We start from the raw sequence: 26,405 nt of genomic DNA on the forward strand, positions 1-26,405 counted from the left end.
CTTTACTGAAACAAATCTAATTGATAATGCTGCAGGTGTAATTAACCGATTGGCAAAGCAGGTCAAATTTTCGGTAAACAGGGGGAAAGTAGCGGTAAACGCGAAAGAGATTCCTTGGCGGCGCATTAATCCAATCAATTGTACAGGAAAAATGCTGTTTCTGGATCAATAAAAAATAGAATTGTTGGTCTCTGCGCTAGGGTTCTTTTCCTTTACCTTATCCATAAAAAAACCTAAGGTTTTATAAACTGGAAAAAAAGTTACCGATCGCCCGTCACCGTTATTGTCGGTAAAAAAGATCTCCCAGAAATGCATTTTATTCAGCGTAAAAGAGGTTAATTTGACCGCTGTCACTAGTTTTAAAGGGATCTCTTCATATGCTCCTTTCGCGGTTAAATACATGTTTTCATTATCAAAGTTAATAACCGCTGAATGGTGGATCTTGTAAGCGATAAAGATCGAGATTATTGCGATCGGACCCGCTATCAATACCGTTTGGTAGTCGGTTAGGTAAATGATCGTGATATACAAACAAAACAATCCAATAAAACCCAGTTCATATTTAAACGGCTGCAGATTGCGGGTTAGTCTTGATCGTTCCATGATAGGTTTGTTTTAAGCTTTGTTATGCGGCTTTAACTTAAAGAAAAAATAAGTCTGGCTGGTATAGCTGAAGATGGTGATCAAAACGGTGGTTAGTATTTTTGAAGGCGTGGCATACCATCCGAAATAATCTACAAAAAGCTTTAAAAACAAATAGTTAAACACAACGCATATCAGCACAACGATGATATACCTCACCAGTTGTGTATGCCGTTTTAAGCCGGAATGCTGGAAAACGATATAGCGGTTAAGGTAAAAGCCTGAAGGCAAGCTAAAGCAGAAAGCGAAAAATAAGGAGGCGATGTGAGGGCTGAGCGTTAACGGGCCCAGTGCCAGGTTCCGTTTGTTAAATATAAAATGATAGCTTAGGGTAAAAAGGCCAATATCAAAAGCGGTATTTACCCCGCCGCAAGCCGCATACCTGAATGTTTGCAAAGGCATGATCTTATTAAACGGGGTATAAAAAAAATCAATGCTGTGTAAAATATTCCGCCGCAGGGCATGGTGTACGTTTCTCATCCAGGTTGATTTATTGTTTTTGCAATATTTAAACGGAAACTAATTTACGATATGGATCGACAGGAAAGGACATGTAAAGCTAATATTTTAGATTATTTAGATAGTATTAAATAAAACTCTTAAGTCAGTACAATGTTAAAGTATTGGTTTTAGCCTGCATAAAGGCTACTAAAATTAAGCCCGATTGAATTACCACGACAAATTATAGTATTTTTAGCCGATTTTTAATTGATAGATGTTTCATAGTTTAGGACGATACATACTTTTACTTCGTTTAAGTTTCCGCAAACCCGAAAAGTTCAGTGTTTACTGGGACGAGATCATGCGCGAAATGGTATCCATAGGCATAGGTTCTTTAGGGATCATTGCTATTATCTCGGTTTTTATCGGCGCGGTTGCCGCTATCCAGGTAGCTTTCCAGTTATTAAGCCCTTATATTTCAAAATCGGTGGTGGGCAGTATTTCGCGCGATTCAACCATTCTTGAATTTAGCCCAACTATCTCGGCCCTCGTACTCGCCGGGCGGGTGGGCTCCAGTATTGCTTCCCAAATTGGCACCATGCGGGTAACAGAACAAATTGATGCTTTAGAAATAATGGGCGTAAATGCCCCCGGCTACCTGATAGCACCGAAGATTATTGCGGGTTTAACAATGATCCCGCTGTTAACCATTACTTCGGTAATCCTTGGTTTGTCTGGCGGCTATATTGCTTGCGCAGCATCGCGTGATATTGCCACGGCTGATTATGTTTTGGGTTTACAAAATGGGTTTAACCCCGTAATTGTTACGGTATGTGCCGTAAAATCTATAGCATTTGGCTTTATTATAACCTCGGTTTGTTCGTATTTTGGGTTTTATACATCAGGCGGATCGCTTGAAGTTGGCCAATCGGCTACAAAAGGTGTTGTTTTCAGTTGTATCTGGATCTTGTTTGCTGACCTCGTTATTTCAAGCCTCCTGTTATGATTGAAATTGTTGATATTTATAAAACCTTCGGTGAAAACGCGGTGCTTAAAGGCATAAGCGCCAATTTTAAAGCGGGCAAAAACAACCTGATTATTGGCAGTTCCGGTTCGGGGAAAACTACGTTGTTAAAATGTATTGTAGGCTTGCATGAACCAACAAAAGGAGAAGTGTATTACGATAAGGAGAATTTTACATCGATGAATTTTGAAGGGCGTGTACCAATCCGTAAGCAGATAGGGATGCTTTTTCAAAACTCCGCATTGTTTGACTCTATGACCGTTGAGCAAAATATCATCTTCCCGCTAAATTTATTTACCGAAATGTCAAAGTCAGAAAAACTTGACAGGGCTAACTTTTGTTTAAAACGGGTAAACCTGGAAGGGAAAAATAAACTTTATCCTTCAGAGCTTTCAGGCGGGATGAAAAAGAGGGTAGGCATAGCCAGGGCCATATCCATGCAGCCCAAATACCTTTTTGTGGATGAACCCAACTCGGGCCTCGACCCCAAAACAGCTATCCTGATCGATGAACTGATCAACGAAATAACCGAAGAATTTAAAACCACTACGGTAGTGGTAACCCATGATATGAATTCAGTAATGGGGATTGGCGATAATATTATATTTTTGCATAACGGCGAAAAATGGTGGGAAGGTTCCAATCACCAGATCGCGCATACAGATAATAAAGAACTGAACTCCTTTGTATTTGCCAGCAAGTTTATGCAGGCAGCGCGGGAGAAGCTTTAGAAAGTCTTTAGTCCGGAGTCGTAAGTCATAAGTTAGTTTATTTCATATTCCTATATTTGCAAAATCTTAAGTGCTTTATCCGGACTTAGGACTCAAGACTTAAGACTAAAAAATGATCCAACTTCTCACCCCCACTTACTGGAAAGATTACGAGCTGATTGATTGCGGCGATTTTGAAAAGCTGGAACGTTTTGGTAATGTAATATTGATCAGGCCAGAGCCGCAGGCGGTATGGAGTAAGGCATTAAGCAATGCCGAATGGCAAAAGCTGCACCATATTAAGTTTAAGGGTCGCTCGGCAACATCAGGCGAATGGATAAAAAAGAACCCCGCCATGCCCGACCGCTGGCATATTGAATATAAAAACCCCGAAGCAAGCATCAAATTCAGGCTGGCCTTAACGTCTTTCAAGCACCTGGGCATTTTTCCGGAGCAGGCAGTAAACTGGGATTATATCACGCAAAATATAAAAAAATTTAAAACCCCTGAGCCGAAAGTGCTTAACCTTTTTGCATACACCGGGGGCGCCTCCTTAATTGCACAAGCCGCCGGGGCTGATACTACCCACGTGGATTCTATTAAACAGGTGGTTACCTGGGCCAATGAAAACCAGGAGATTTCAGGCCTGACCAATATTCGCTGGGTGGTGGAAGATGCGCTTAAATTTGTTAAGCGCGAATTGAAAAGGGGAAAAAAATATAATGGGATCATCCTTGATCCACCAGCTTATGGCCACGGACCCAACGGCGAGAAATGGAAGCTGGAAGATAATATCAATGAAATGATGGGTGATGTGATGCAATTGCTTGATCCGGATGAGCACTTCCTGATCCTGAATACATATTCGCTTGGCTTTTCCTCTGTAATAATTGAAAACCTGATCAAAAGCGCGTATCCGCAGGTGCAAAACCTTGAAACCGGCGAACTATATCTGCAGGCCACATCGGGACCTAAATTGCCTTTAGGGGTTTTTGGGAAGTTTTTTAAGTATTGAAAGGCGAATGGCTGACAAAATTGCTGTCAAAAAAACCGCATGTCCGCCTGCTATTTATTTTCATACTACTGATAGCGGTATATTTTCAACGGGCATGTACACAGATATTGTTATCTTTGACGCCGTCATGATCAGGGACCGATCAAAACTTTTGACAAACCGTAGCCAAAAACAAATGGTTTAAATATGTTTTTGAAAACCGGGCTTTAACTGTTGATAATTTTAAACATACGGGTAAGCTTAAAGGTGTTATATTGCACGTCCCCGGTTACTTACAAACTCAAATAAAATAAAAGCAAATAATACCCCGCCTTAAGGAAAAAAATATTAAATGAAAAACATCATTCTTTCAGCTGCATTTCTGGCATCATCTATCCTTTTTATATCGGGCTGCAGCCAAAGCAAAAGCACTGCTGCAACATCCGCAAAGGACACTACTAAAAAAGGGGCCATTGCAGCCGCCGCGCAAGACACTATTCCCGAAAAGGTAGTTTACCCGCCGCTGGATAAGAAATTGTATGATACCCTGATGAAACGCCTTGCAAACGGCGATACCACCGGCAAATGGCCGGTTAAAAATGCGCCTTATCCATTGCCCGGAGCGATACTGCCATTTAAACGTGTGGTAGCGTTTTATGGTAACCTATCCGCTAAAAAGATGGGTATCCTGGGCGAGCTGCCGCCAAATGAAATGCTGGCCAAACTACATGGAGAAGTAAAACATTGGGAGAAAGCCGACCCCAAAACACCTGTTCAGCCTGCTTTGCATTATATCGCGGTAGTGGCTGCCGGTTTCCCCGGTAAGGATAACATGTACATCAACCGCATGCCGAGTAAGAAAATAGATAGCGCAGTGCGGCTGGCTAAAAGAGCCCATGCTATACTTTTCCTGGATATACAGGTAGCGTTAAGCAATATCCGCGCGGAGTTGCCAAAGTTGGAAAAATACTGGGAAATGCCTAATGTACATTGCGGTATCGACCCCGAATTTGCTATGAAGGACGGTATCCACCCCGGCAAAAAAATAGGCACTTACGATGCAGCCGATGTCAATTATGTTTCGGCTTACCTGGCCAATGTAGTGAAGAAACATAACCTGCCGCCCAAAATTTTTATTGTACACCGCTTTACGCGTAAAATGCTCACCAATTATCAGAACATTAAGCTGCACCCCGAAATTCAGTTCGTTATGGATATGGATGGCTTCGGTCCCCCTGATTTAAAGACCGGTACCTACCGCGACTATGTATATCACGACCCGGTACAGTTTACCGGCTTCAAATTGTTTTACAAAAACGACTCGTGGTTGCCGCCGCATCATATGCTTACGCCCGAGGAAATAATAAAGATGTACAAACCGCATCCGATCTATATCCAGTACCAGTAGTTTTGAGATTAGAGGTTGGAGATTAGTTAGGAAGACCATGGTCGATAGTCCATAGACCATGGTTTTGAGCGTTGTCTTCCAATATTGCCATGGACTATTGACTATGGACAAAAACACTATGAACAAACTTAAATGGGGAATCATCGGCTGCGGTCGCATTGCTCACAGGTTTGTACAGGGGCTTCGCGCAGTACCCGGAACTGAGTTGGTATCGGTATGGTCGCGCAGGGCAGAGGCGGTTGATAGCTTTGTTGAACAGTACGGCGGTAGGGCTTGCAGATCGGTTGAAGAGTTATTTTTAAGTGATATAGATGTTGTTTATATCGCAACGTTGCCTGATAGCCATGCGCAATACAGTATTTTAGCGCTGAATGCCGGTAAACCGGTACTGTGTGAAAAGCCTGCGGCTACCAATCTTGCCATTTTAGACAGTATACTTGCCATAGCCCGCGAAAAAGGCTTGCTTTTTATGGAGGGGATGAAACCTCCATTCTTTCCCCTATATCAAAAACTAAAAGAATATTTGCTTATTGACCCTATTGGCCCGGTTGGTTATGTCCGGGCGGGGTCATCAGTGGCAGACATCAGCCGAGACCACCCCAATTTCAGCCACGACCTGGTTGGAGGCAGCATCATGCAGATTGGTATTTATGAAGCATTTTTAGCAATTGATTGGTTAGGCGCAACCAAAAAGGTACAGGCACTGGGCAGGTTAGGTGAAACCGGCATCGACATGTTTTCTATCTTTCAAACCGAACATGAAAATGGTTATGCCCAGCTGTATGCAGGTTTTGACCTTCATGGGAAAGGCGATGCCCTTATCTGCGGCACTTTAGGCAACGTCACCATCCATAAAAATTGGTGGAACCCCGCGCGTGCGACGATAGATTACCTTGATGGCCGGATAGTAGAAATTGATGAACCATTTGCTGCCGGTGGCCTTAATTACGAAATAGCTCACTTTTGCGAACTGGTCCGTCAGCATAAGGCGGAGAGCCCAATCATTAGCCATGAAATGTCCCGGCAGATGATCGGTATGCTGGATGAGGCAAGGGCACAGGTTGGTTTGAAATATAAAGGGGAGTAAAATAACCCGAAGCCGCCGTCCAAAAGGCGTTACAGTTCTGCTTATCCTTTTGTAACAATTCCGAAACCTTAGCATCTGTTAAGCCAAAAATATCGTTAAATTAGCTACGTATGAAAAATGGCTACTGCTACTTTACACTACTAGTGCTCTTTATCCTGGCCTCCTGTTCGCCGAAAGGTCCGTATGCGGTAACCAACAAGGTATACAAGGAGAAAACTAAAGGGTATTTAGCCACTATTCAAATGCAAAACCCGGATACATTGCGCGATAGTAGTGGCATGCCGGTACCCTCAGCCTGGGTAGGCACCGTGAACTTTGGAATCCGAAAGCCCAATTACGTGATCATTCACTTTACGGCGCAGGATTCGCTGGCTCAAACGCTGCATACTTTTACGATTACCAGTACACAGGTGAGCTCCCATTATGTTATCGGAAAGGATGGGAAGGTGGTTCACATGGTGAATGATTACCTGCGGGCCAATCATGCGGGCCTGGGTAAATGGGGCAGCGTGACAGATATGAACAGCTGCTCAATCGGCATCGAGATAGATAATAACGGCAGCGAACCTTTTACTGCTCCGCAGATCAACAGCCTGCTGCTATTACTCGCCCAGCTGAAGAAGAGTTATAACATCCCGCAGGCCAACTTTATTGGCCACCAGGACTTTGCCCCCAAACGCAAGCCTGATCCCGGCCCTTATTTTCCCTGGAAAACGCTTGCGGCGCATGGCTTTGGCTATTGGAGTGATGACGTACTCGAACTGGCCCCTGATGGCTTTGACTATAGCATCGCCCTGAAACTGATCGGCTATGATACCTCGGACCCGAAAGCCGCCGTCGTAGCCTTTAAACGCCACTTTGTACAAACAGATATTAAGCCGGAAGTTACCCAGCTGGATTTGAATGTGTTGTATAATGTGTATCAGAAATACAGCCCCCCGGCCCCCTAAAGGGGGAGTAAAAATTCAAACGCTGTGCGCTATGCTCCCCCTTTAGGGGGTTGGGGGGCCTTCCAACTATCCTTCAGCGTTACCGTGCGGTTAAACACCAGCTTATCTGCGGTGGAGTGCTTATCCAGCGTAAAATATCCTTTGCGGATAAACTGGTAACCCTTACCGGGGATAGCCGTCGCCAAATCGTTCTCTATATAGGCGTTGGGGAGTATTTGCAAACTGTGCGGGTTTAAATATTCTTTAAAGTCGTTGTCTTCATTACTTGGGTCCTCTACCTGGAAAAGGCGGTCGTACAGGCGCACTTCGGCAGTTTTAGCATGGGCCACACTCACCCAGTGGATAGTGCCTTTTACCTTTAGCTCGCTGGTATCATGGCCCGATTTGCTTTCAGGCAGGTAAGTGCAGTGGATCTCCGTCACATTGCCTTCAGCATCCTTAACAAAGCTGTTGCAGGTAACAATATAGGCGCTTTTCAACCTCACAGATAAACCCACCCCCAGGCGGAAAAACTTTTTAGGCGGTTCTTCCATAAAGTCTTCGCGCTCAATCCAAAGCTCACGGCTGAAAGGAATCTCCCGGCCACCTTCGCCGCCTTCTGCTTCGGGGTTGTTTTCGCCAAACATGGTTTCCGTTTCATCCTCAGGATAATTAGTGATCACCATTTTGATCGGGTCAAGCACAGCCATACGGCGCCAGGCGGTTTTGTTCAGATCTTCGCGGATGCAAAACTCCAGCAGGCTGACATCGATCATGTTCTCGCGTTTGGCTACGCCGATACGGTCACAGAAATCGCGGATAGAGGCCGGGGTATAGCCACGGCGGCGCAGGCCGCTGATGGTAGGCATACGCGGATCGTCCCAATCTTCAACATGGCCCTCGGTAACCAGTTGCAGCAGCTTGCGCTTGCTCATAACGGTATAATTAAGGTTCAGCCTTGCAAATTCATATTGTTTGGATGGGAAGATCTCGAGTTGTTCAATAAACCAGTTATACAGGTCGCGGTGCGGGATAAACTCCAGCGTGCAGATGGAATGCGTGATCTCTTCGATGGCATCCGACTGCCCGTGTGCAAAGTCGTACATGGGGTAAATACACCAGGTATCCCCGGTACGGTGATGGTTGGCGTGTTTAATGCGGTACATCAAAGGGTCACGCAGGTGCATGTTATGCGATGCCAGGTCGACTTTCGCGCGCAAAACCTTAGCGCCATCCGGGTATTTTCCTGCCTTCATATCAGCAAACAAAGCCAGGTTTTCTTCCACGCTGCGGGCGCGGAACTGGTTTGGTGTGCCGGCTTCCGTTGGCGTACCTTTTTGGGCCGCTATTTCCTCGGCGCTGCTATCATCTACATAAGCCAGTCCTTTTTTTATCAGTACGACCGCAAATTCATATAGCGTATCAAAATAGTCCGAAGCATATAATTCATTGGCCCATTCAAAACCGAGCCATTTTACATCCTCCTTAATACTGTCAACATATTCAATATCTTCCTTAACAGGGTTGGTGTCATCAAAGCGGAGATTGGTTTTGCCGCCATATTTAAGGGCAAGCCCAAAGTTAAGGCAGATGGATTTGGCGTGGCCGATATGCAGGTAACCGTTTGGCTCAGGCGGGAAACGGGTAAGTACCCTGCCGGCATACTTGCCGGTACGTAAATCCTCTTCAACAATCTCTTCTAAAAAATTTAATGACCTTTCTTCACTCATGATATAGTATAACAGAAGGCAAAAATAGGAAAAATTGGGGAATGCGCGTTGAATTGGTGGGTAAAAACACTATAGGTAAGTGTTGCGAAGTTCCGGCATTTCTTTTATCTCCTGGCTTCACTCGCAGATTTGGTCAAAAACAAAACACCCTACATCAATACGCTGATCTATCCGGCCCCCCCCCCTGTAAAACCCGCAATATGATGCCGGTTTACTGGCTGGGCGAATTTAGCTGTTTGTTATTGCGTGGAGTAAGTGGCCTGGAAAGTACCTTCGGTAACATTACAGGTACTGCCGGTGGAAAGGTCTGTTCCGTGAAATGCAAATGTTCCGGCCACAGTAGTACTGGTAAATGAAGTGATGGTTACATTGCCCGAGTCGCCAAAAAACGCGGCAGAAGGCCCGGTACCAAAAGTAGCGGCGCCCGCGCCGGTTGCAAGGTCGAAGCTGCCAACCTTAACGTTATTAGGAATAGCTATATAAAGACTGGTGCTGCTGACAAAACTCCCGATGATTTGTAATGCGCCTTTGCTGTATGCTGCGGTGATGGTAGAGGTACTATATGCCGTTCCGTTAAATTTAAGCGCGATGCTGTTGGTTACTGCCGGCTTAGTGGCGCTTTTTTTACAGGAATTGAGGGTGATAGCGAATACAATAAGCGCTAAAAATGCCCATTTAATTGGTTTCATGATATTAGGTTTTTGATGCAAGGTAGTAAAAAATCACAGCGCTACCCAAATGTCAACCTGAAAAAAATAATTACCCTAACTGCTGTTTAAATGAAGCCCATTGCGCATTCAACATTCTGCAATAAGCATTAAAAAGGGCAAATTTTTTTTACCCCGGCAATTCTCATAACTTAATCTATCTTTGGACACAAATTTTACAAGCGCATTCTCATGGCAAAAGCATCTGAAATTAAAGTAGGGAACATATTACGTTTTAATGGCGAACTGGTAAGCGTTACCGAAGTGTTGCACCGTACACCAGGCAAAGGCGGAGCATTTTATTTAGATAAGTTTCGTAATATCAAAACTGGTAGGGTGGTTGAGGCCCGCTTAGCTACCGATGAGCAGGTGGAGATTTGCCGTGTTGAAACCAATGATTTTCAATACCTGTACGCCGAAGGCGATTACATGGTAATTATGGATAATACCACCTACGATCAGCATAACATCGCCAAATCATTGTTTGGCCCATCAGCCCGGTTCCTTAAGGAGGGCATGAGCGTAATCGTCTCGTTTGAAAGTGAAGAGGCCATAATGGCCCAGGCGCCCAACTTTGTTGAACTCGAAATTACCTATGCCGAGCCTGCCGTCAAAGGGGATACCTCATCAGGCGCATTAAAAACTGCCACCACCGAAAATGGCATAGAAATAAAAGTGCCGCTTTTTGTAAACCAGGGTGATAAAGTTAAAGTAGATACCCGCACCGGCGAATACGTGGAGCGCGTGAAATAGGGGCGAGGAGCTTCGTTTTATTCCAGGCATATTATTTAACCCATAAAACCACCACCCCGTTATTGCGATGACGTTGTGCTGGATTTGTGGGTTAATTTTTGCAACTTGCCTTACCCATCGTCATGATCAAAAACACAGGCATCAATACCTTTTTGCAGTTGGATAGTAATATCCCTGTGGTTGACGTACGCACCCCTGCTGAGTTTGCACAGGGCCATATTTGCGGGGCGCACAATATTCCCCTCTTCAGTAACGAAGAGCGTGTGCAAGTAGGCACTACTTACAAACAAGTAGGTCGCGAGGACGCAATTTTATTGGGGTTTGACCTCACAGGTTCCAAATGGTCGGGATTCATCAAACAGGCGCTGGAGATAGCCCCTAATAAAAAAATAGCCGTTCACTGCTGGCGCGGCGGTATGCGCAGTGGCGCCATGGCCTGGTGTTTGGATCTGTATGGTTTCGATGTTTACCTGTTAACAGGTGGCTATAAACATTATCGCCGCAGAACACTTGATACCTTTGCGGAAAAATTTAACATCAGGGTATTGGGCGGTTTAACTGGCTCGGGTAAAACAAAGGTTTTGCACCAACTGAAAGCACTGGGCGAACAGGTGATCGACCTGGAGGGCCTGGCGCAACACCAGGGTTCGGCTTTTGGGTCGATGAATGGGTTGGAGCAGCCTACGCAGGAACAGTTTGAAAACAACCTGGCTGCAGTACTCCGCTTCCTTGATCGTGAGCGGCCGGTATGGGTGGAAGACGAAAGCATCACTATTGGCAAACGTTTTATCCCCAATGGCTTATTTCACCAAATGCGGGATGCACCTATCACGGTACTTAAAGTCCCGCCCGAAGCAAGGGTTGATTTTTTGGTGGGCGAATATGGTGTGCTCAATAAAGACTTCCTGAAAGAATGTACCCAAAAGATCTGGAAACGCCTCGGCCCCGAACAAACAAAAAATGCGATCATCGCCATTGACGAAGACCGCATTGCCGATTTTATCCGAACTGTATTGGTTTACTATGATAAAACCTACCGAAACGGCTTGAGCAAACGTGACCAGGCAAAAATTACAGAAATTAATGCTGATAGCGCGGACGCCCTGGCCAATGCCAGGCTCATTATGGCGCTGGAAAATAAATTGAAATAAGACTATCGATAATCAATATTTCTAACTTTCTGCTTTACGCATTCAGTTTATAGCTTTCAAAACATGGATACCGAAAATATAAAACTTACCCAATACTCGCATGGCGCGGGCTGCGGCTGTAAAATTAGTCCGGCAATATTGGACACCATATTGCATAGCCCCATCAAACATGCGCCAGATGCCCGTTTGCTGGTGGGTAATGATACCCGCGATGATGCCGCTGTATTCGATCTGGGCAATGGCACGGCGCTTATCTCCACCACCGACTTTTTTATGCCGATTGTGGATGACGCTTATGATTTCGGCCGCATTGCTTCGGCAAATGCCATCAGCGATGTATACGCCATGGGCGGCAAACCCGTGCTGGCTATTGCGATATTAGGCTGGCCAATAGACAAGATTCCTGCGGAAGCGGCCCAAAAAGTACTGGAAGGCTCGCGTGCCGTTTGTGCAGAAGCCGGCATTACTTTAGCAGGCGGCCATAGCATTGATTGCCCGGAACCTGTCTTCGGGCTTGCGGTTAATGGAATTGTGCAGGTTGAAAATCTTAAACAAAATTCCACGGCTACCGCCGGCTGCCGCTTATACCTCACTAAAGCGTTAGGCGTAGGCATATTAAGCACAGCACAAAAGCGTGGTGTTTTAAAACCTGAGGATGCCGCCACAGCCCTGCAAAGTATGTGCATGCTCAACAAAATTGGTGAAGTAATGGGTGCCCTGCCCGAAGTAAAAGCGATGACGGATGTTACCGGCTTCGGCCTGCTGGGCCACCTGGCCGAAATGTGCGAAGGCAGCAACCTGCAGGCTGTGATTGAGTTTGATAAGATCCCCAAAATTGAAGCCGTTGATGAATACCTTGCCCTGGGCTGTATCCCCGGCGGCACCGTCCGTAACTGGAAAAGCTATGGCCATAAAATAGCGCCACTTACCGATCAACAAAAAACCATCCTTGCTGACCCGCAAACCAGCGGCGGCCTTCTCATTGCCGTTGATACCGCTAATCTTGCAGCCTTTGAAGCTTTGCTGCGCGAAAATGGCGTCGCTGAAAAATGTATTTTGCCTATTGGGTGGCTGGAGGAAAGGGCAGACGAACCGCTCGTAAGGGTGGTATAGATTTTTTTGTAATTTTAATGGTATAAACTTTTATACGTTGACCCAGGAACAATACGATACATCAATAGCCACAAGGGAGTTACATCTAAACGGCTTTTGGGAAAAGTCCAGCCATTTTGGCCTGCCTTTTTATACGCTGATCTTCCCAGCCACGCTGGTTTTAGCTCATTTATTTGGGTATTTTAAAAGTGATCCGTTGCCTTTTAAAGCGGGGGAAGCCTGGTTTATTGCCGTGCCGCTGGTATTGGGCTGCCTGTTTTTCTTTATTCAAAAAAGGCGATTGAAGTTTAAGGTCATTCAAACAACTTTAACGCATGACCAAATAAAAGCCATTATTGAAAAGGTGGCAGCCCAATTAAAATGGAATGGACATTTTACATCAGCCAAAATTTATGAAGCGACAACCAACCCGGGTTTCTTTTCGGGCAGTTGGGGCGAACAGATTACGATTCTCCTGCCGGATAACCAGGTTTGGGTCAACAGTATCTGCGACCTTCAAAAACGAAGCTCCGTAGTTTCCATGGGCCGTAACCGTAAAAATGCGCAAACTATTATTGACCGGATAAAAGCAGCGCAGCAAGGTATAACAGCGTCGGTCTGACAAAAAAATCTCACATCACCAAATCATACAATCTCATAAATATTAACACATTTTTCTATATTTATATCACCTCATTTTTCCTGAGCCAAAAACCTCATGGTAGCCTTTAAATATTTAAGCATTATAATAATTGGTTTTTATGTTTTTGCCCAATTATTTTCTATTGTTCCGCAATTGAAGGGGCCTCAAACTATTACGGTTTATAAAGAAAATAATCTGGATACTACTGCTTATATAAAGGGGTATAAAACAGCAGATACCAAAGTGGAGGTGTTCGATGTGAAGGTGACGCCCAATAGTTTTTGGGATCGCCTTTTACTGACCCACCAGGATGAAAACATAATGGTCGATATTTTAAAAGCAGCATGCGGCATGGCATTCGCCTGGTATTTTTTTAAGCTTAAATATGACAATGTTTTTTCAAAAAGAAGCTTGAATTTGTTTTGGCTTGCGCTTTCTCTTTGTGTGATGATTTTTTTAGCGTTGAGCATCGGTCAAGACCACACATCGGATTTCTATTGCGCACTTTTCCTTGCAAAAGGTGGCGATGAACTAACAAAGTATGACTTTCAACGCCAACTTATCAGGAATACAACTCAGCATGATTTGTGGATATACATGTGGGTGCCAATGATCATACTAAACTTTTATAAGGCCTTTAAACTGCACCACGAGGGAAAATCGGAGGAAGAAATGTTTTGGTAGAAATTAGGCAAAAAGATCGCTAAATACTATTCCGCATTCGGCCTTCCGCAATCCGCATTCAAAATAAATCAAAAATAATTCCGAAATCGAAATTCCGCAATCCGAAATCGCTCCATCATTCATACCTCAAAGCCTCAATCGGATCGAGCCTGGAAGCTTTTTGTGCTGGATAATAGCCAAAGAAAATACCGGTAAGGGCGCAAACAACAAAGGATAACAATACCGAAGAGTTGGAAACTACTGTTGGCCATTTGAGTAACAGGGTTACCAGCCAGGTAGACAGAAAACCCAGCAGCACACCTATAACCCCGCCGGTTAAACTGATCAAAATTGCTTCCATCAAAAACTGCAGCAATATATCCTTGCCCCGGGCGCCTATAGACATACGAAGCCCGATCTCGCGGGTACGTTCTGTTACTGATACATACATAATGTTCATAATCCCGATACCGCCGATCACCAGGGAGATGCCGGCAATAACTGTTAATAAAACGGTAAGCAGACCGCTGGTGGAACTGAGCGTGGCGATCAGTTCCTGCTGGGTACGTACGGTAAAGTCATTGTCCTCCGCGTTAGTTAAACGGTGGGAGGTCCGCAGTACCCTGGTCATTTCGCTCACAGCCGAATCGGTAACCGACTCATCAACTGCCGAAGCGTAGATGTTTTGGTAATAGATGGTAGCGAGAATACGCTTTTGTACCGATGTATAGGGTGCGATTAATATATCGTCCTGGTCTTGCCCGAAGGCGTTGAAACCTTTGGCGCTTAACACGCCGATAACCTGGAATGGGATATTACCGAAACGGATCACCTTGCCGATGGGGTTTTCGCCGTTCGGGAAAAGGTTATCAATAACCGTTTGCCCTATCAAACAAACTTTGGCAGAGGTTAAAACATCATTGTCGCTGAAGGCGATACCATCCCTAATGGTTAATTTACGAATGTCGAGATACTCTGGCGCTACGCCGGCCATGGTTGTAGGCCAGTTAAGCGCACCATTGATGGACTGTCCTTTAGCGGAAACCGAGGGCGATACTTCTGTAATATAAACCGGGTTAGCCTTTAGGGCGACAATATCTTTAATGGTAAGCGTTTGGAAACTGCTCCCCGCTATTTTTACGCCGCCGGTTAAATTACTCGCCGCCTGTACGGTGATCATATTGGTGCCCATCTTCGATAGCTGGTCGTGAATGCTTTGTTTCGACCCCTGGCCGATAGCCACCATCGCGATAACCGCCGCCACCCCGATAATAATACCAAGCATGGTTAACAAGGCTCTCAGCTTGTTTCGCTGCAGCGCCTTTAAAGCAATCCGTATCAGGTTAATTAAACTCATCCTTTTTGGTCATTTCTCATTGGGTCATTATGTCATTGAGTCGTTGGGGAGGTTTGATAAATGCAACCATTCACTAATTCACCAACTCACTATTAATAATCATCTGTATGCGGCAAGTTTTTCAACACTTCCGCTGCCGAACGTTTATCTGCTATCTGAAAGTCTTTTTGTATTCTGCCATCACGTAACTGTATAGTACGGCTGCTAAAGGAAGCAATGTCCGGTTCGTGCGTTACAAACACAATGGTTTTTCCCTGGTGACTGTTCAGTTCCTGCATCAGGGCCATGATCTCGTAGGATGTACGGCTGTCAAGGTTGCCGGTGGCTTCGTCTGCCAGTATCATTACCGGCTCGTTAACCAGGGCTCTTGCTATCGCAACCCGCTGCTGCTGCCCGCCGGAAAGCTGGCTTGGGGTGTGGTCCATCCGCTCGGCTAGTTTTACCGATTCTAAAGCATGCATAGCCCTTTCGCGGCGCTCAACGGCACTTACCTCTTTGTTGTACAGTAGAGGCAACTCCACATTTTCAAGCGCGGTAGTACGCGGTAACAGGTTATATGATTGAAAAACAAAACCAATTTTATGATTGCGCAATTGGGCCAGTTCGTCACGCGATAAACTTTTAACGTCTACACCATCCAAAAAATAATCGCCGATGGACGGTTTATCCAGGCATCCCAAAATATTCAATAAAGTTGTTTTACCCGACCCGCTGCTGCCCATAATGGTAACAAACTCGCCGGCCAGTACGTCAAAGGTAACTCCCCGCAGGGCATGTACCGTTTCGCTGCCCATTATGAAATCGCGTTTCAAATCCTTTATTTCTAATATCTTTTTGCTCATCGCGTTCTGCCGCCTCCTGATGGCCGTTTTGGCATAAACGGGCTGCCGCCAACCGATGCCGCCCCCGAGCCTTTAGCCCCACCATTGATGCCCACCGCCACCTGGTCGTTTTCTGTTAAGCCGGACAATACTTCAACCGAAGTATTGTCGTTCAGGCCTATCTCTATTCTTTTTTGTACCAGTTTGGTTCCCTGCAATATCCACACCGATGCTTTTTGTTTAACTACGCCCGAAGTATCGCTCCGGCTTTTGGCGGTATGCGAAACCTGGCTGCTAGCATTGGTTCCGGCAGCGCCGGCTGCTTTGCGTTTGCTTTTTTTGCTAACACGCCCTTCAATCTGGTAGTTCGCCATCAATGAAGAATCCGGGGCAAAAGCGAGCGCTTTTGATGGAATGAGCATAGCATTGTTAACTTCTTTTGTATAGATGATGATATTGGCCGTCATCCCCGGTTTTAGTTTCATATCGTCATTCGGCGCGTTGATAATGGTGGTATAGTTAACCACATTTGCTGATACCGTGGGATGCAGGCGTATTTCGGTTACCTTTCCGCCAAACCGGTCGTTAATAAAAGCATCTACAGTAAACGATGCCCGGTCACCGGCTTTTACATCGCCTATATCTGCTTCATCTACGTTGGCCTGCACTTCCATTTTGGTGATATCTTTGGCGATGATGAACAGGGTAGGGGTGCTGAAACTTGCCGCCACCGTTTGCCCGATACTGATGCTGCGGTTCAGGATCACTCCGTCAATCGGCGAATAAATATCTGCATAGGATAAATTTTTTTGCGCCAGCCGTACCTGTGCCTGCGCGCTGGCAACGCCTGCTTGCGCCGCGTTATAGGTATTCAGCGCACTGTCAAAATCAGCCTTGCTGATGGCCTCCGCTTTAAACAAGGTGTTTTGCCGCTCGTAATTGTTTTTTGCAAACAACAACTGGCTTTGCGCATTTTGCAAAACGCCTTTATACTGATCGAGCGTAGCCTGCAGCAATGATTTATCCAGTTGCGCCAAAAGTTCGCCTTTTTTTACTTTCGAATTGAAATCGACATATAAAGAACTGATGATGCCTGATACCTGGGTGCCCACAGTCACGGTATCAACCGGTTCAATTCTACCTGTAGCGGTAACACTTTGGGCGATATAACCATAAACCGGTTTTTGTGTTACTACCGTTGCCGGAATTTCTTTTGTGCGAAAAAATATGACCCAAACCAGTACTATGGCTATCAATACCACCGCAACGACAAGGATTTTTTTTACTATTGGTTTCATGATAGCCCGTTTTAAAGTTTAATAGGTATTCCTCTGTAAAAATCATAGATCTTCAGGGTAAGTAATTCGTTATATTTTGCCTGTATAAAGGCCTGCTGTGCTTGTATAAAAAGGTTTTTTTGTACCGAATAATCCACCGTGTTGATAGCGCCCACCTTTAGTTGTTCGGTAGCAATGCGGTAGCCCTCCTTATTGAAATTATATTGCTGCAATGCGGCATCGTACTGGCTTTTGGCGTTAGTCACATTCAGGTAAGCGCGCTCAACTGATTGTGATAAGGTGATCCGGGTGTTTTTTAAGTTGAGGTCGGCCTGGTCCACGTTTATTTTAGCTTCTTCTACCTGGGTTTTTACCACCCTCCTGGTAAAAATGGGTACCGAAAGCGTAAGCCCTACTTCCTGGTTAAAGTTGTTGTTCAACTGGTAAGGCAAACTCCCCTGGCCGGTACTATAGCTGGTATTAAGCGCGCCACCTGCCGATAAAACGGGCTTGTAACCGGCCTTTGCTATATCCACGCCATATTGCGCAATTTTTACACCCAGTTCGCTGCTTTTTACTTCGGGGCGGTTTTGCAGGGCCGTTTGCTCAACAGTTTTAAATGCCGTAACCGTATCAATTGGTACAATGGTATCGGGCTTTATAATGTCGAAATTTACATCGCTGGTTAAAAGCAGCAATTGTTTTAGGGTGAGGAGATCGCCCTTTTCGGTGTTTTTTGCATTGATAAGCGTAAACTGGTCGGTTGATTGCTGCGCCTGCAGTTGGATAAGTGCATAACGGGCCACCGCCCCTACATCATATTTCTGCTGTTCCAGTTTTACCTGGGTTGCAGATGTGTTCACCAAATCGGTATCATAAATAATATTTTCCTTATCCAGCAAAACAGCCAGGTAAGCCTGCGTAATTTGCAGGGTGATATCATTTTCCTGTTGTATAATACTCAGGTTGGCCGATTCAACCGAAAGGTTGGCCTGCTGAATGGTGTTATTAATTAAATTGCCATTGTACAAGGTTACCGATGAATTTAAACTATATGACCCCGAAGCGCTAAGCCCGGAGCCGCCGCCAGTCCCCGTCGCCGGATCGTAACTCCCCGCATTTTGATGACTAAAGTTTTGTGTAGCACTGCCGCTTAAATTTGGCAGCCTGGCAGCCTTTGCCAGTAAGTATTGCTGCTGACTGGTTAACAGCGACAAACGGTAGGTGTTGATCAAGATGTTGTTCTTTTTTGCGTAGTCAATGCATTTTGCCAGGTCCCAGTTTATGGTAGTGCCCATAAGGGTACTGTCCTGCGCAAAAAGGTTGTTGAAACAGGCCAGGAGCAACACCAGCGATAAAAGAAATTTTGGTTTTAACGGCATAGTTTTAACCCGTACCGGGAATTGTTTAAAGGTATCAAATGAGGAACAAATATTTTATGATTTAGTTTGTAAAATATTTGATTGACTGCAAGTTATAATAAATTACAACCCCGGAGAAGATAACCCGGGAACATCATTTCAGCCACTTAAACAGGCGCGTTAAAAGAAATCGCTAAAAAAATAAAAGGCTTGAAATGGAACTATTTTGCAGTTCAATTTCAAGCCCGTTGATATGGTGATACAGAAAGGATGAGCCTGCTAAATAAAGGCAAAAACGCTTTGTGCAAAGTTCCCTAGCAGAGGCATCGGCTTTTCTTCCGAATTGGTTGCCGCATTTAGCCCGATTACCCAAAAAGTAAGGAAGACCAGTGTTATCACTATTTTTAACAGGTAAATAGTAAAGATACCGGAGGATTGCACGAAGGTATGCGACACCAGGGTCAAGCCAAACCAAATGGCCAGGTAAGTAAGATATAAAAACAAGGTTTGCCTTAAGTGAAAAGCGCTTAAAGTGTTTTTATTAGGTTGATGAAAGCCGAAATACCCGATAGACCATCCTATCACAAAGAAATAACTCACCATCCCTGCGGTTCTGCCGCCATCCTCAATTCCAAAAAGATATTTACGATCCATGTAATAGATTTTTTTTATAAGCACTTTTACGGAGGAAAGACTCTAATTGTTTCTGAAAATTCGGGTTATTGAAAAACGGATTTTTTTCAGGGGATTTGTATTGACAACTGGTACCATTCAATTTTTTCCTGTTAATTTTTTTGCGAAGCCGGTTTTGTTGCTTTTCTCTTCACATTGTGGAATAACTCAACAATTATAAAACGTTTTCAATTTTATAAGTTATTGATTATGTGTGTAATGTAGTGTTTTGTGTTTTCTGGCATCGTTTTGTTCATTGTTATTGAAATTAGTTAAACATAAAACAAACAAGAAACTATGAAAAAGCTATTTACAGTGCTGATGTTATCAGCTTTTACTTTCGGAACTTTTGCCGCAACTGCTCACACTGCTATGCAGCAAGACACCTCAAAGCATAAAAAATCAAAAAGTGATACCACCAAAAAACCAATGAAGAAGGATTCCACCAAACATTCCTGAAAGTAGTCCATCTTTTAAACAAGGCTTTTCAACGGGCCTTTAAAAAAGCTTTTAGATCAGTTTTCTAAAGGCTTTTTTGTTGAAAATGAGGAACTGCTCTTCCGGCCTGCCTGATGCCGTCTGCGGTTCGTTTTTTCACACCTATTATCAAAAAATTATAGCTAAAATATTCCTTTGATGGTGGCCTGTTTGCCTCTATGCATATTCTCTGCAGTATTTTTTTAGCGGTTTTTAACCCCTCCAAATAATTTGCATGTAAAATTTATTCGAAACAACCCAAAGGCTTATACAACTGTTATATTTGAATGAGGTTTAAGCCAATTTCGTGCTGTCTTTACCATCAATACCCGGAAGTGGGGTTGGTTGGAACTGTGCAAAAAATTAATTGACCGGTTAATGCTATTATCCTAAATTAGAAACTCAAAACCAATCTACTGAATTATGGCAAATATGATCTCTGAAGGGCCTACACCTAACGATGCGGCAAAGTGTCCGTTTCTTGGTGGCGCACTCAAACAAAGCGCAGGCAGTGGTACCAGAAACCGCGACTGGTGGCCTAACCAACTAAAATTAAACATACTTCGTCAAAACTCATCGCTTTCAAACCCGATGGGAGAGGCATTTAATTATGCTGAGGAATTTAAGAGCCTTGACCTGGCGGCAGTGAAAAAGGACATCTTCGACCTGATGACCACGTCGCAGGACTGGTGGCCGGCCGATTATGGTCATTATGGCCCGTTCTTTATCCGGATGGCCTGGCACAGTGCGGGTACATACCGTATCTCTGACGGTCGCGGAGGCGCCGGCTTCGGTACCCAACGTTTTGCACCGCTGAACAGCTGGCCCGATAATGCAAACCTGGACAAAGCACGCCTGCTGCTGTGGCCGATAAAAAAGAAATACGGCAAAAAACTCTCATGGGCCGATCTGATGATCCTCACCGGCAACTGCGCCCTGGAATCAATGGGCCTTAAAACCTTTGGGTTTGGCGGCGGGCGGGCAGACGTATGGGAGCCATCCGAAGATATCTATTGGGGAGCCGAAAGTACGTGGCTGGGAGACAACCGCTATACCGGCGACCGTGAACTGGAGAACCCGCTGGCTGCCGTGCAGATGGGGTTGATCTATGTGAACCCTGAAGGCCCTAACGGAAACCCCGACCCGGCTGCTTCGGCCCGTGACATCCGCGAAACCTTCGGCCGCATGGCCATGAATGACGAAGAGACCGTTGCACTTATTGCAGGTGGCCACACTTTTGGGAAAACCCATGGCGCTGCCGACCCCGGAAAATATGTAGGAAAGGAACCTGCAGCGGCACCGATAGAAGAACAGGGCCTCGGCTGGAAAAACGCCTACGGCACCGGCAACGCAGACGATACCATTACCAGCGGCCTGGAAGGTGCATGGACCACTACGCCGGCCCAATGGAGCAATAACTATTTTGAAAATCTCTTCGGCTTCGAATGGCAGCTTACCAAAAGCCCTGCCGGTGCATATCAATGGAAACCGAAGGATGGCGCAGGCGCCGATACCGTGCCCGATGCACACGATCCGGCAAAACGCCATGCCCCAACGATGCTCACTACGGACATAGCCCTGCGTGTTGACCCTGCCTATGAGAAGATCTCGAGATACTTTCATGAAAACCCTGATCATTTTGCAGATGCTTTTGCCCGTGCCTGGTTCAAACTCACCCATCGCGATATGGGGCCGCGCGCCCGTTACCTCGGTCCGGAAGTGCCTGCAGAAGAATTGATCTGGCAGGACCCAATACCATCCGTTACGCATGAACTGATCAACGACGGGGATATCGCCGCGCTGAAGAGCAAGATCCTTGCGTCGGGACTTTCGGTATCGCAACTGGTATCTGCTGCATGGGCTTCGGCTTCAACCTTCAGAGGTTCTGATAAGCGTGGTGGCGCCAACGGCGCACGCATCCGCCTGGCACCTCAAAAGGACTGGGAAGTAAACAAACCCGCAGAATTAGCAAAAGTGTTAGAAACGCTTGGCGGGATTCAATCGGAGTTCAACGGTGGCCAGCCCGGTGGTAAACAAGTTTCGCTGGCTGACCTGATTGTTTTAGGTGGCAGCGCCGCTGTTGAACAGGCTGCAAAGAATGCCGGACACGAAGTGAAAGTGCGTTTCACTCCCGGAAGGACAGATGCATCGCAGGAGCAAACCGATGTGGAGTCGTTCGCGGTGCTTGAACCTGCTGCAGATGGTTTCCGCAATTATTACAGCAACCGCCAAACGGCGCTGCCTGAGGAAATGCTGATAGATAAGGCACAACTGTTGACACTGACGGCACCCGAACTGACCGTTTTGGTTGGCGGCATGCGCGTGTTGAACACGAATTTCGATGGGGCGCAGCATGGCGTGTTTACCAGGCGCCCCGGCGTACTCAGCAACGACTTTTTTGTGAACCTGCTTGACCTTGGCACCACCTGGAAACCTACCTCGGATGCCGGGAAAATATTTACCGGCGCTGACCGCAAGACAGGCGAAATTAAATGGACAGGCACCCGTGCCGACCTGGTCTTCGGGTCCAATTCCGAGCTAAGGGCCGTAGCCGAAGTTTACGCCTGTGAAGATGCGCAGGCGCAATTTGTGCATGACTTTGTGGCGGCCTGGACCAAGGTGATGAACCTGGACCGGTTTGATTTAATTTAGTTGGTACTTTATTTTTTTTAAAGGCGGTACGGTAACGTGCCGCTTTTTTTATGGTTATTTCATCGTACAAACCATTTAAATAAATGGCGCATTTATTTCCCGATCTATGTTTTGCCCAACCCTGTTTATTCAACGTCAATCAACGTTTTTGCCTGCCTTATTTTGTAGCACCAGGCAAATGAAATATAATTTAATGTAGTGTCTTTGACAAATTGGAAATCAATCTAAACAAATGCAGAACATGCGAGTTATTAGGGAATAAAAAAAATCACATCTATGGAACATAGTAAAAATTGGCACGAAAAACACAGAGAAGCATCGAAATTCGGACAGCGCCTTGCCGATACTGTCGCAAGCGGCATGGGCTCCTGGCGCTTCATCATCATACAAACAGCCATCGTTGGTGCCTGGATGTTGCTAAATGTTGTGGGTTTTATGCGCCATTGGGACGTCTATCCGTTCATCCTGTTAAACCTGTTGTTTTCCACCCAGGCTGCGTATGCCGCGCCGATCATCATGATGGCACAGAACCGCCAGAGCGAACGTGACCGCCACCACGCCGAACAGGATTACAGGACCAATTTAGAAGCAAAAAAAGAGATAGAGTTACTTATAGAAAGATTAAACGTCATCGAGATTGAAAAACTGGATAAAATACTGGAACTGTTGCAAGTGGACAAGCACGAAAAAAAGAAAACAGTTTAAGATTTAACGCCAGATGACACATCAATTTTATGGCGGTACCAGCGGTTTGCTGCTCGCTATGCCAAAGCGGGATTTTCCCCCTGAACACCACGATAAATCAAGACTGGCATTTTATGCCCTGCATCAAAACAGCATCGAGATCAACAGCTCGTTTTATAAACTGCCCCGGGCCAAAACGATCAGCAGGTGGGTTGCTGAGGTGCCGGATCAATTTCTTTTCACCTTTAAGCTTTGGAAAGGGATCACGCATCAAAAAGAACTTTTGTTTAACAACAATGATGTCACCCGTTTTATGGAGGCGATATCGTCGGCTAATGAAAAAAGAGGATGCCTGCTGATCCAGTTTCCGCCAGGGCTTCAAGCTAACGCGAAACCGCAGTTACAGGAGCTTTTAAAGTCGGTTAAAGCATATGACTGGCGGGCAGCGGTCGAATTCCGGCATCCGTCGTGGTACCGCGACAGCATATTCGAATTGTTGAATGCTTACCAGGCGGCGATGGTTATCCAGGATATGCCCAAATCAGCTACTCCGCTGGAACTTACGGCTGATGCCCTCGTTTATCTGCGCTTCCACGGCCCTTCGGGTAATTACAAGGGCAGTTACAGCGAAGCATTCCTCTCCGAATATGCAAACTATATAGCGGAGTGGCAGCAGGAAGGCCGGGCCGTGTTTTGTTATTTCAATAACACCGCGGGCGCCGCGCTCCAAAACCTGAACTTTTTAAAGCACTGCCTGACTCAGATTTCACCAGGCTGAACACCAGGTGTTTCAGGCAAAGGCCTTTCCGCCGGGATCTCATCGGGTACTACCTGCGGGTCTTCGGCTGGCACTTCGGGTTCCGCGGGATCTGAAGGCCGGTTTATTTCGGGCCGTTCCTGTGGTACCGGCATTTCCGGTTTTTCGCCCGGGAATGTATCATGTTGTTTTCCCATTTTTCGCTTCTTGATATTCAATTAAACCATTTACCAGTTTTTGCCACTGCATTCCGGATAGGCCTACCCTGGCCATCAGCGCTATGGCAGTATTCCTGATCTTATCATGCAGGTCAACCCGTTCATTGTTTGGCGTTTCATTACGGCCGTGTGCGCCCGCGCTCAGTAGCAGTCCGTCACGGCGCACTACAAAGGTGCTCGTTGACACGTCCTTATAAAAATGCGCTATCTCGGTATTATCTTTTCCCGGTTCAGGCATCGGGCGCACCGTCATCAGCGTATATTCTTCCGCTGTATTGGCGCCGCCCTCCGTCACCAGCTTTTCAATCATCACCCATTCCAGGCCGTCGCCGGCATCGGGGCCGGGTCCCGGCAGGTCGATACTGATGAACGCCCCTTGCCCGGCCATCTGGTCAACCTCAATGCCCAGGTTATTGCAAAGCGTAAATTTTGCCGAAGCGCCTCCGGCGTATGCGTGCCAGTTATTTACCGAAAGCATGCGCCCTGCAGCAGCCAGGAAAGCTTTATGCGCCGATTCCACGTTAGGGTATTTTTGCTCGTGTGTAAAATCAGTCTGCCGTCCGGTCTCCTGCGTAGGTAATTGATCTGACGCTGTTTTCATATCTAAGCAACGTCTTTGACCGCGCCTTGTTTTCCGATTTTTCAATTTACTTTTCACCGGTTTGTTGTTGCTTTTCGACCTGGGTGCCTTGAACCTGAGAAAATTGTTCTAATAACGAGGGTTAAATGAAGCAGCGGTTTTATGCCGGAATAAAAAAGCCACTTACAAATATTTGTAAGTGGCTGATTGTCAGGTGGAGAATATCGGAGTCGAACCGATGACCTCTTGCATGCCATGCAAGCGCTCTAGCCAGCTGAGCTAATCCCCCTTGTTTTTAGTTTGCAGCAGGCGGTGTGCAGGTTGCAGTTGTTTTACCGTTTCTTAAAAATGCCTGCAGCAAACTGATCTGCGGTCGGCAAAAGTAACAAAAAGTTGCTCAATGACAAACTTGTAAAACGAATTTTAAAAATTGCCTTTTTTTGCCCATTGTTACCTGACCGGCGACGCCCTTAAGCCTTCAGACTTCCGACTGGGGACTTAACCCCCCGCACCATCTGCTCCAGCGCATCGATCCAGGTAGGCGAATCGTTCAGGCTTTCCACCAGTTGTACGTGTTCGCCGCCGAGGGCTTTAAATTCGTCGCCATATTCAACCGTCACTTCGTAAACGGTTTCCAGGCAGTCGGCAACAAAGGCGGGGCAAAATACCAGCAGGCGCTTTTTTCCTTCGGCGGCCAGTTTGGCCACTACTTCGCTGGTATATGGCTGCACCCAGGGATCTTTTCCCAATCTCGATTGAAAACAAATAGAATATTTCTCTTTAGGGAGATTCAATTTTTCGGCGATCAGCCGGGCGGTATCATACGATTGTGCCGAATAGCAAAATTTGTTGGTATCATTAAGGGTATTGCAGCAATTGTCCACCTTTAAGCAATATTTGCCGGTATGGTCGCATTTGATCAGCTGGCGCTGCGGCAGGCCATGGAAACTGAACAGGATATGGTCGTAAGTTTCGGGTTTGTATTTTTTGCCATTGTTGGCAAAGGTTTCAATCATCAGCTCGTTATCATGAAACGAATTAACAAAAGAGATGGAGGGGATAGTTTGCCATTTGCGTACCAGTTCCATCACCTTATCATAAACCGAGCCGGTACTTGCCGAAGCATATTGCGGGAATAAGGCGATCACCTGGATACTATCCACCAAAGCGGCTTTCATCCTGTTTAACGCGGCTTCAATCGACGGGGTCTGGTAGCGCATGGCCAGTTCAACCATATACTCGCCGCCCAAACGTTCCTGCAATAACTGGTGTTGCAATTGGCTGTAATACAACAGGGGAGAGCCGGTTTTATCGTGCCAGATGGCCTTATATAATTTGGCTGATTTTGGACTGCGGAACGGGGCGATAATGCCCTTTACAAGGAGTGCCCTTGATACCGGGTTGATATCGATCACCCGAGGGTCCATTAAAAACTCATCCAGGTATTTACGAACGTCCCTGGTTTCCGGACTATCGGGCGTGCCCAAATTAACCAGTAAAACTCCTTTTTTCGACATATTATTGTTACGCAAAAATAGTGATTAGAGATTGGAGATTAGTGTTTTTTTTTGTGTG

General features: G+C 45.8%; 27 protein-coding genes and 1 tRNA gene. 15 read left to right on the forward strand and 13 right to left on the reverse strand.

Annotated elements, in window-relative coordinates:
- Positions 1 to 165 precede the first annotated feature (165 nt).
- Together MgSA37_RS02400 and MgSA37_RS02405 are read right to left on the reverse strand one after the other, a co-directional pair.
- A complete protein-coding gene (locus tag MgSA37_RS02400) occupies positions 166 to 603 on the reverse strand; it encodes a hypothetical protein (protein WP_096349677.1) in 438 nt (145 codons plus the stop codon).
- A 12-nt stretch (positions 604 to 615) separates the two neighbouring features.
- Positions 616 to 1,122 carry a GtrA family protein gene (locus tag MgSA37_RS02405; RefSeq protein WP_197706070.1) on the reverse strand — a complete coding sequence of 169 codons (507 nt, stop codon included), beginning with the start codon at positions 1,120 to 1,122 and terminating at the stop codon, positions 616 to 618.
- 235 nt (positions 1,123 to 1,357) lie between these two features.
- Between MgSA37_RS02405 and MgSA37_RS02410 the strand changes: the two genes are divergently transcribed.
- The 6 genes from MgSA37_RS02410 to MgSA37_RS02435 all read left to right on the forward strand — a co-directional run bounded on the left by MgSA37_RS02410 (position 1,358) and on the right by MgSA37_RS02435 (position 7,256).
- On the forward strand, positions 1,358 to 2,089 hold the full coding sequence (locus MgSA37_RS02410; RefSeq protein ID WP_096349678.1) for an MlaE family ABC transporter permease: 732 nt from the start codon (positions 1,358 to 1,360) through the stop codon (positions 2,087 to 2,089).
- On the forward strand, positions 2,086 to 2,838 hold the full coding sequence (locus MgSA37_RS02415) for an ABC transporter ATP-binding protein (protein WP_096349679.1): 753 nt from the start codon (positions 2,086 to 2,088) through the stop codon (positions 2,836 to 2,838). The genes MgSA37_RS02410 and MgSA37_RS02415 overlap by 4 nt, the downstream gene beginning before the upstream one ends.
- Positions 2,839 to 2,950: 112 nt before the next feature.
- Entirely contained in the window at positions 2,951 to 3,832 is an 882-nt protein-coding gene (locus MgSA37_RS02420) for a class I SAM-dependent methyltransferase (RefSeq protein WP_096349680.1), read from the forward strand.
- 331 nt (positions 3,833 to 4,163) lie between these two features.
- A complete protein-coding gene (locus MgSA37_RS02425; protein WP_096349681.1) occupies positions 4,164 to 5,219 on the forward strand; it encodes a hypothetical protein in 1,056 nt (351 codons plus the stop codon).
- 118 nt (positions 5,220 to 5,337) lie between these two features.
- Positions 5,338 to 6,306 (forward strand): Gfo/Idh/MocA family protein, encoded by a 969-nt coding sequence (locus MgSA37_RS02430; protein ID WP_197706071.1) that lies wholly within the window; start codon positions 5,338 to 5,340, stop codon positions 6,304 to 6,306.
- Positions 6,307 to 6,416: 110 nt separating this feature from the next.
- A complete protein-coding gene (locus MgSA37_RS02435) occupies positions 6,417 to 7,256 on the forward strand; it encodes an N-acetylmuramoyl-L-alanine amidase (protein ID WP_096349683.1) in 840 nt (279 codons plus the stop codon).
- Between the two features lie 29 nt (positions 7,257 to 7,285).
- On the opposite strand, the gene MgSA37_RS02440 is transcribed toward MgSA37_RS02435, so the two are convergent.
- Both MgSA37_RS02440 and MgSA37_RS02445 read right to left on the reverse strand, forming a co-directional pair.
- A complete protein-coding gene (locus MgSA37_RS02440) occupies positions 7,286 to 8,965 on the reverse strand; it encodes a glutamine--tRNA ligase/YqeY domain fusion protein (RefSeq protein ID WP_172885283.1) in 1,680 nt (559 codons plus the stop codon).
- A 239-nt stretch (positions 8,966 to 9,204) separates the two neighbouring features.
- A complete protein-coding gene (locus MgSA37_RS02445; protein ID WP_096349685.1) occupies positions 9,205 to 9,654 on the reverse strand; it encodes a DUF6252 family protein in 450 nt (149 codons plus the stop codon).
- Positions 9,655 to 9,864: 210 nt separating this feature from the next.
- On the opposite strand from MgSA37_RS02445, the gene efp reads away from it, so the two are divergent.
- The 5 genes from efp (at position 9,865) to MgSA37_RS02470 (ending at position 13,995) form a co-directional block, all read left to right on the forward strand.
- Positions 9,865 to 10,425 (forward strand): elongation factor P, encoded by a 561-nt coding sequence (gene efp / locus MgSA37_RS02450; RefSeq protein WP_096349686.1) that lies wholly within the window; start codon positions 9,865 to 9,867, stop codon positions 10,423 to 10,425.
- A gap of 122 nt (positions 10,426 to 10,547) precedes the next feature.
- Positions 10,548 to 11,576 carry a tRNA 2-selenouridine(34) synthase MnmH gene (mnmH, locus tag MgSA37_RS02455; RefSeq protein WP_096349687.1) on the forward strand — a complete coding sequence of 343 codons (1,029 nt, stop codon included), beginning with the start codon at positions 10,548 to 10,550 and terminating at the stop codon, positions 11,574 to 11,576.
- 63 nt (positions 11,577 to 11,639) lie between these two features.
- A complete protein-coding gene (gene selD, locus MgSA37_RS02460; RefSeq protein ID WP_096349688.1) occupies positions 11,640 to 12,689 on the forward strand; it encodes a selenide, water dikinase SelD in 1,050 nt (349 codons plus the stop codon).
- A gap of 37 nt (positions 12,690 to 12,726) precedes the next feature.
- Complete coding sequence (locus tag MgSA37_RS02465; protein WP_096349689.1) at positions 12,727 to 13,290, forward strand: hypothetical protein; 564 nt, start codon at positions 12,727 to 12,729, stop codon at positions 13,288 to 13,290.
- 96 nt (positions 13,291 to 13,386) lie between these two features.
- The gene (locus tag MgSA37_RS02470) at positions 13,387 to 13,995 is read left to right on the forward strand and encodes a hypothetical protein (RefSeq protein WP_096349690.1); all 609 of its coding nucleotides are present in this window, start codon (positions 13,387 to 13,389) and stop codon (positions 13,993 to 13,995) included.
- Positions 13,996 to 14,110: 115 nt separating this feature from the next.
- Here MgSA37_RS02470 and MgSA37_RS02475 read toward each other — a convergent pair whose 3' ends face one another.
- The 5 genes from MgSA37_RS02475 to MgSA37_RS02500 form a co-directional block, all read right to left on the reverse strand.
- Complete coding sequence (locus tag MgSA37_RS02475; RefSeq protein ID WP_096349691.1) at positions 14,111 to 15,331, reverse strand: ABC transporter permease; 1,221 nt, start codon at positions 15,329 to 15,331, stop codon at positions 14,111 to 14,113.
- A gap of 92 nt (positions 15,332 to 15,423) precedes the next feature.
- Positions 15,424 to 16,173, reverse strand: a complete 750-nt coding sequence (locus tag MgSA37_RS02480; RefSeq protein WP_096349692.1) for an ABC transporter ATP-binding protein — start codon at positions 16,171 to 16,173, stop codon at positions 15,424 to 15,426.
- Positions 16,170 to 17,450 (reverse strand): efflux RND transporter periplasmic adaptor subunit, encoded by a 1,281-nt coding sequence (locus tag MgSA37_RS02485; protein WP_096349693.1) that lies wholly within the window; start codon positions 17,448 to 17,450, stop codon positions 16,170 to 16,172. The genes MgSA37_RS02480 and MgSA37_RS02485 overlap by 4 nt, the downstream gene beginning before the upstream one ends.
- A gap of 11 nt (positions 17,451 to 17,461) precedes the next feature.
- Positions 17,462 to 18,811 (reverse strand): TolC family protein, encoded by a 1,350-nt coding sequence (locus tag MgSA37_RS02490; RefSeq protein WP_232010771.1) that lies wholly within the window; start codon positions 18,809 to 18,811, stop codon positions 17,462 to 17,464.
- A 258-nt stretch (positions 18,812 to 19,069) separates the two neighbouring features.
- Complete coding sequence (locus tag MgSA37_RS02500; protein ID WP_157750390.1) at positions 19,070 to 19,444, reverse strand: hypothetical protein; 375 nt, start codon at positions 19,442 to 19,444, stop codon at positions 19,070 to 19,072.
- Positions 19,445 to 19,759: 315 nt separating this feature from the next.
- Between MgSA37_RS02500 and MgSA37_RS28045 the strand changes: the two genes are divergently transcribed.
- From MgSA37_RS28045 to MgSA37_RS02520, 4 genes are all read left to right on the forward strand, one after another.
- Complete coding sequence (locus MgSA37_RS28045; protein WP_157750391.1) at positions 19,760 to 19,921, forward strand: hypothetical protein; 162 nt, start codon at positions 19,760 to 19,762, stop codon at positions 19,919 to 19,921.
- A 441-nt stretch (positions 19,922 to 20,362) separates the two neighbouring features.
- Positions 20,363 to 22,591 carry a catalase/peroxidase HPI gene (gene katG / locus MgSA37_RS02510; RefSeq protein ID WP_311732894.1) on the forward strand — a complete coding sequence of 743 codons (2,229 nt, stop codon included), beginning with the start codon at positions 20,363 to 20,365 and terminating at the stop codon, positions 22,589 to 22,591.
- A 276-nt stretch (positions 22,592 to 22,867) separates the two neighbouring features.
- The gene (locus tag MgSA37_RS02515; RefSeq protein WP_096349698.1) at positions 22,868 to 23,296 is read left to right on the forward strand and encodes a DUF1003 domain-containing protein; all 429 of its coding nucleotides are present in this window, start codon (positions 22,868 to 22,870) and stop codon (positions 23,294 to 23,296) included.
- Between the two features lie 13 nt (positions 23,297 to 23,309).
- Positions 23,310 to 24,053 carry a DUF72 domain-containing protein gene (locus MgSA37_RS02520; protein ID WP_096349699.1) on the forward strand — a complete coding sequence of 248 codons (744 nt, stop codon included), beginning with the start codon at positions 23,310 to 23,312 and terminating at the stop codon, positions 24,051 to 24,053.
- Here the strand turns inward: MgSA37_RS02520 and MgSA37_RS02525 are convergent.
- From MgSA37_RS02525 to hemH, 4 genes are all read right to left on the reverse strand, one after another.
- Complete coding sequence (locus MgSA37_RS02525) at positions 24,035 to 24,229, reverse strand: hypothetical protein (protein WP_096349700.1); 195 nt, start codon at positions 24,227 to 24,229, stop codon at positions 24,035 to 24,037. The genes MgSA37_RS02520 and MgSA37_RS02525 overlap by 19 nt on opposite strands.
- Positions 24,213 to 24,851: a hypothetical protein gene (locus MgSA37_RS02530; RefSeq protein ID WP_096349701.1), complete on the reverse strand. Its 639-nt coding sequence runs from the start codon at positions 24,849 to 24,851 to the stop codon at positions 24,213 to 24,215. Before MgSA37_RS02530 ends, MgSA37_RS02525 begins: the two co-directional genes overlap by 17 nt.
- A 194-nt stretch (positions 24,852 to 25,045) precedes the next feature.
- Positions 25,046 to 25,119, reverse strand: a tRNA-Ala gene (locus tag MgSA37_RS02535).
- 181 nt (positions 25,120 to 25,300) lie between these two features.
- Positions 25,301 to 26,347 (reverse strand): ferrochelatase, encoded by a 1,047-nt coding sequence (hemH, locus tag MgSA37_RS02540; protein ID WP_096349702.1) that lies wholly within the window; start codon positions 26,345 to 26,347, stop codon positions 25,301 to 25,303.
- Positions 26,348 to 26,405 lie beyond the last annotated feature (58 nt).

It is taken from the genome of Mucilaginibacter gotjawali (assembly GCF_002355435.1).
GTDB lineage: Bacteria > Bacteroidota > Bacteroidia > Sphingobacteriales > Sphingobacteriaceae > Mucilaginibacter > Mucilaginibacter gotjawali.

Excerpts from the sequence above, each read along its gene's own strand:
- MgSA37_RS02400 (WP_096349677.1), bottom strand. The coding sequence starts at position 603 with ATGGAACGATCAAGACTAACCCGCAATCTGCAGCCGTTTAAATATGAA.
- MgSA37_RS02405 (WP_197706070.1), bottom strand. The coding sequence starts at position 1,122 with ATGAGAAACGTACACCATGCCCTGCGGCGGAATATTTTACACAGCATT.
- MgSA37_RS02410 (WP_096349678.1), top strand. The coding sequence starts at position 1,358 with ATGTTTCATAGTTTAGGACGATACATACTTTTACTTCGTTTAAGTTTC.
- MgSA37_RS02415 (WP_096349679.1), top strand. The coding sequence starts at position 2,086 with ATGATTGAAATTGTTGATATTTATAAAACCTTCGGTGAAAACGCGGTG.
- MgSA37_RS02420 (WP_096349680.1), top strand. The coding sequence starts at position 2,951 with ATGATCCAACTTCTCACCCCCACTTACTGGAAAGATTACGAGCTGATT.
- MgSA37_RS02425 (WP_096349681.1), top strand. The coding sequence starts at position 4,164 with ATGAAAAACATCATTCTTTCAGCTGCATTTCTGGCATCATCTATCCTT.
- MgSA37_RS02430 (WP_197706071.1), top strand. The coding sequence starts at position 5,338 with ATGAACAAACTTAAATGGGGAATCATCGGCTGCGGTCGCATTGCTCAC.
- MgSA37_RS02435 (WP_096349683.1), top strand. The coding sequence starts at position 6,417 with ATGAAAAATGGCTACTGCTACTTTACACTACTAGTGCTCTTTATCCTG.
- MgSA37_RS02440 (WP_172885283.1), bottom strand. The coding sequence starts at position 8,965 with ATGAGTGAAGAAAGGTCATTAAATTTTTTAGAAGAGATTGTTGAAGAG.
- MgSA37_RS02445 (WP_096349685.1), bottom strand. The coding sequence starts at position 9,654 with ATGAAACCAATTAAATGGGCATTTTTAGCGCTTATTGTATTCGCTATC.
- efp (WP_096349686.1), top strand. The coding sequence starts at position 9,865 with ATGGCAAAAGCATCTGAAATTAAAGTAGGGAACATATTACGTTTTAAT.
- mnmH (WP_096349687.1), top strand. The coding sequence starts at position 10,548 with ATGATCAAAAACACAGGCATCAATACCTTTTTGCAGTTGGATAGTAAT.
- selD (WP_096349688.1), top strand. The coding sequence starts at position 11,640 with ATGGATACCGAAAATATAAAACTTACCCAATACTCGCATGGCGCGGGC.
- MgSA37_RS02470 (WP_096349690.1), top strand. The coding sequence starts at position 13,387 with ATGGTAGCCTTTAAATATTTAAGCATTATAATAATTGGTTTTTATGTT.
- MgSA37_RS02475 (WP_096349691.1), bottom strand. The coding sequence starts at position 15,331 with ATGAGTTTAATTAACCTGATACGGATTGCTTTAAAGGCGCTGCAGCGA.
- MgSA37_RS02480 (WP_096349692.1), bottom strand. The coding sequence starts at position 16,173 with ATGAGCAAAAAGATATTAGAAATAAAGGATTTGAAACGCGATTTCATA.
- MgSA37_RS02485 (WP_096349693.1), bottom strand. The coding sequence starts at position 17,450 with ATGAAACCAATAGTAAAAAAAATCCTTGTCGTTGCGGTGGTATTGATA.
- MgSA37_RS02490 (WP_232010771.1), bottom strand. The coding sequence starts at position 18,811 with ATGCCGTTAAAACCAAAATTTCTTTTATCGCTGGTGTTGCTCCTGGCC.
- MgSA37_RS02500 (WP_157750390.1), bottom strand. The coding sequence starts at position 19,444 with ATGGATCGTAAATATCTTTTTGGAATTGAGGATGGCGGCAGAACCGCA.
- MgSA37_RS28045 (WP_157750391.1), top strand. The coding sequence starts at position 19,760 with ATGAAAAAGCTATTTACAGTGCTGATGTTATCAGCTTTTACTTTCGGA.
- katG (WP_311732894.1), top strand. The coding sequence starts at position 20,363 with ATGGCAAATATGATCTCTGAAGGGCCTACACCTAACGATGCGGCAAAG.
- MgSA37_RS02515 (WP_096349698.1), top strand. The coding sequence starts at position 22,868 with ATGGAACATAGTAAAAATTGGCACGAAAAACACAGAGAAGCATCGAAA.
- MgSA37_RS02520 (WP_096349699.1), top strand. The coding sequence starts at position 23,310 with ATGACACATCAATTTTATGGCGGTACCAGCGGTTTGCTGCTCGCTATG.
- MgSA37_RS02525 (WP_096349700.1), bottom strand. The coding sequence starts at position 24,229 with ATGGGAAAACAACATGATACATTCCCGGGCGAAAAACCGGAAATGCCG.
- MgSA37_RS02530 (WP_096349701.1), bottom strand. The coding sequence starts at position 24,851 with ATGAAAACAGCGTCAGATCAATTACCTACGCAGGAGACCGGACGGCAG.
- hemH (WP_096349702.1), bottom strand. The coding sequence starts at position 26,347 with ATGTCGAAAAAAGGAGTTTTACTGGTTAATTTGGGCACGCCCGATAGT.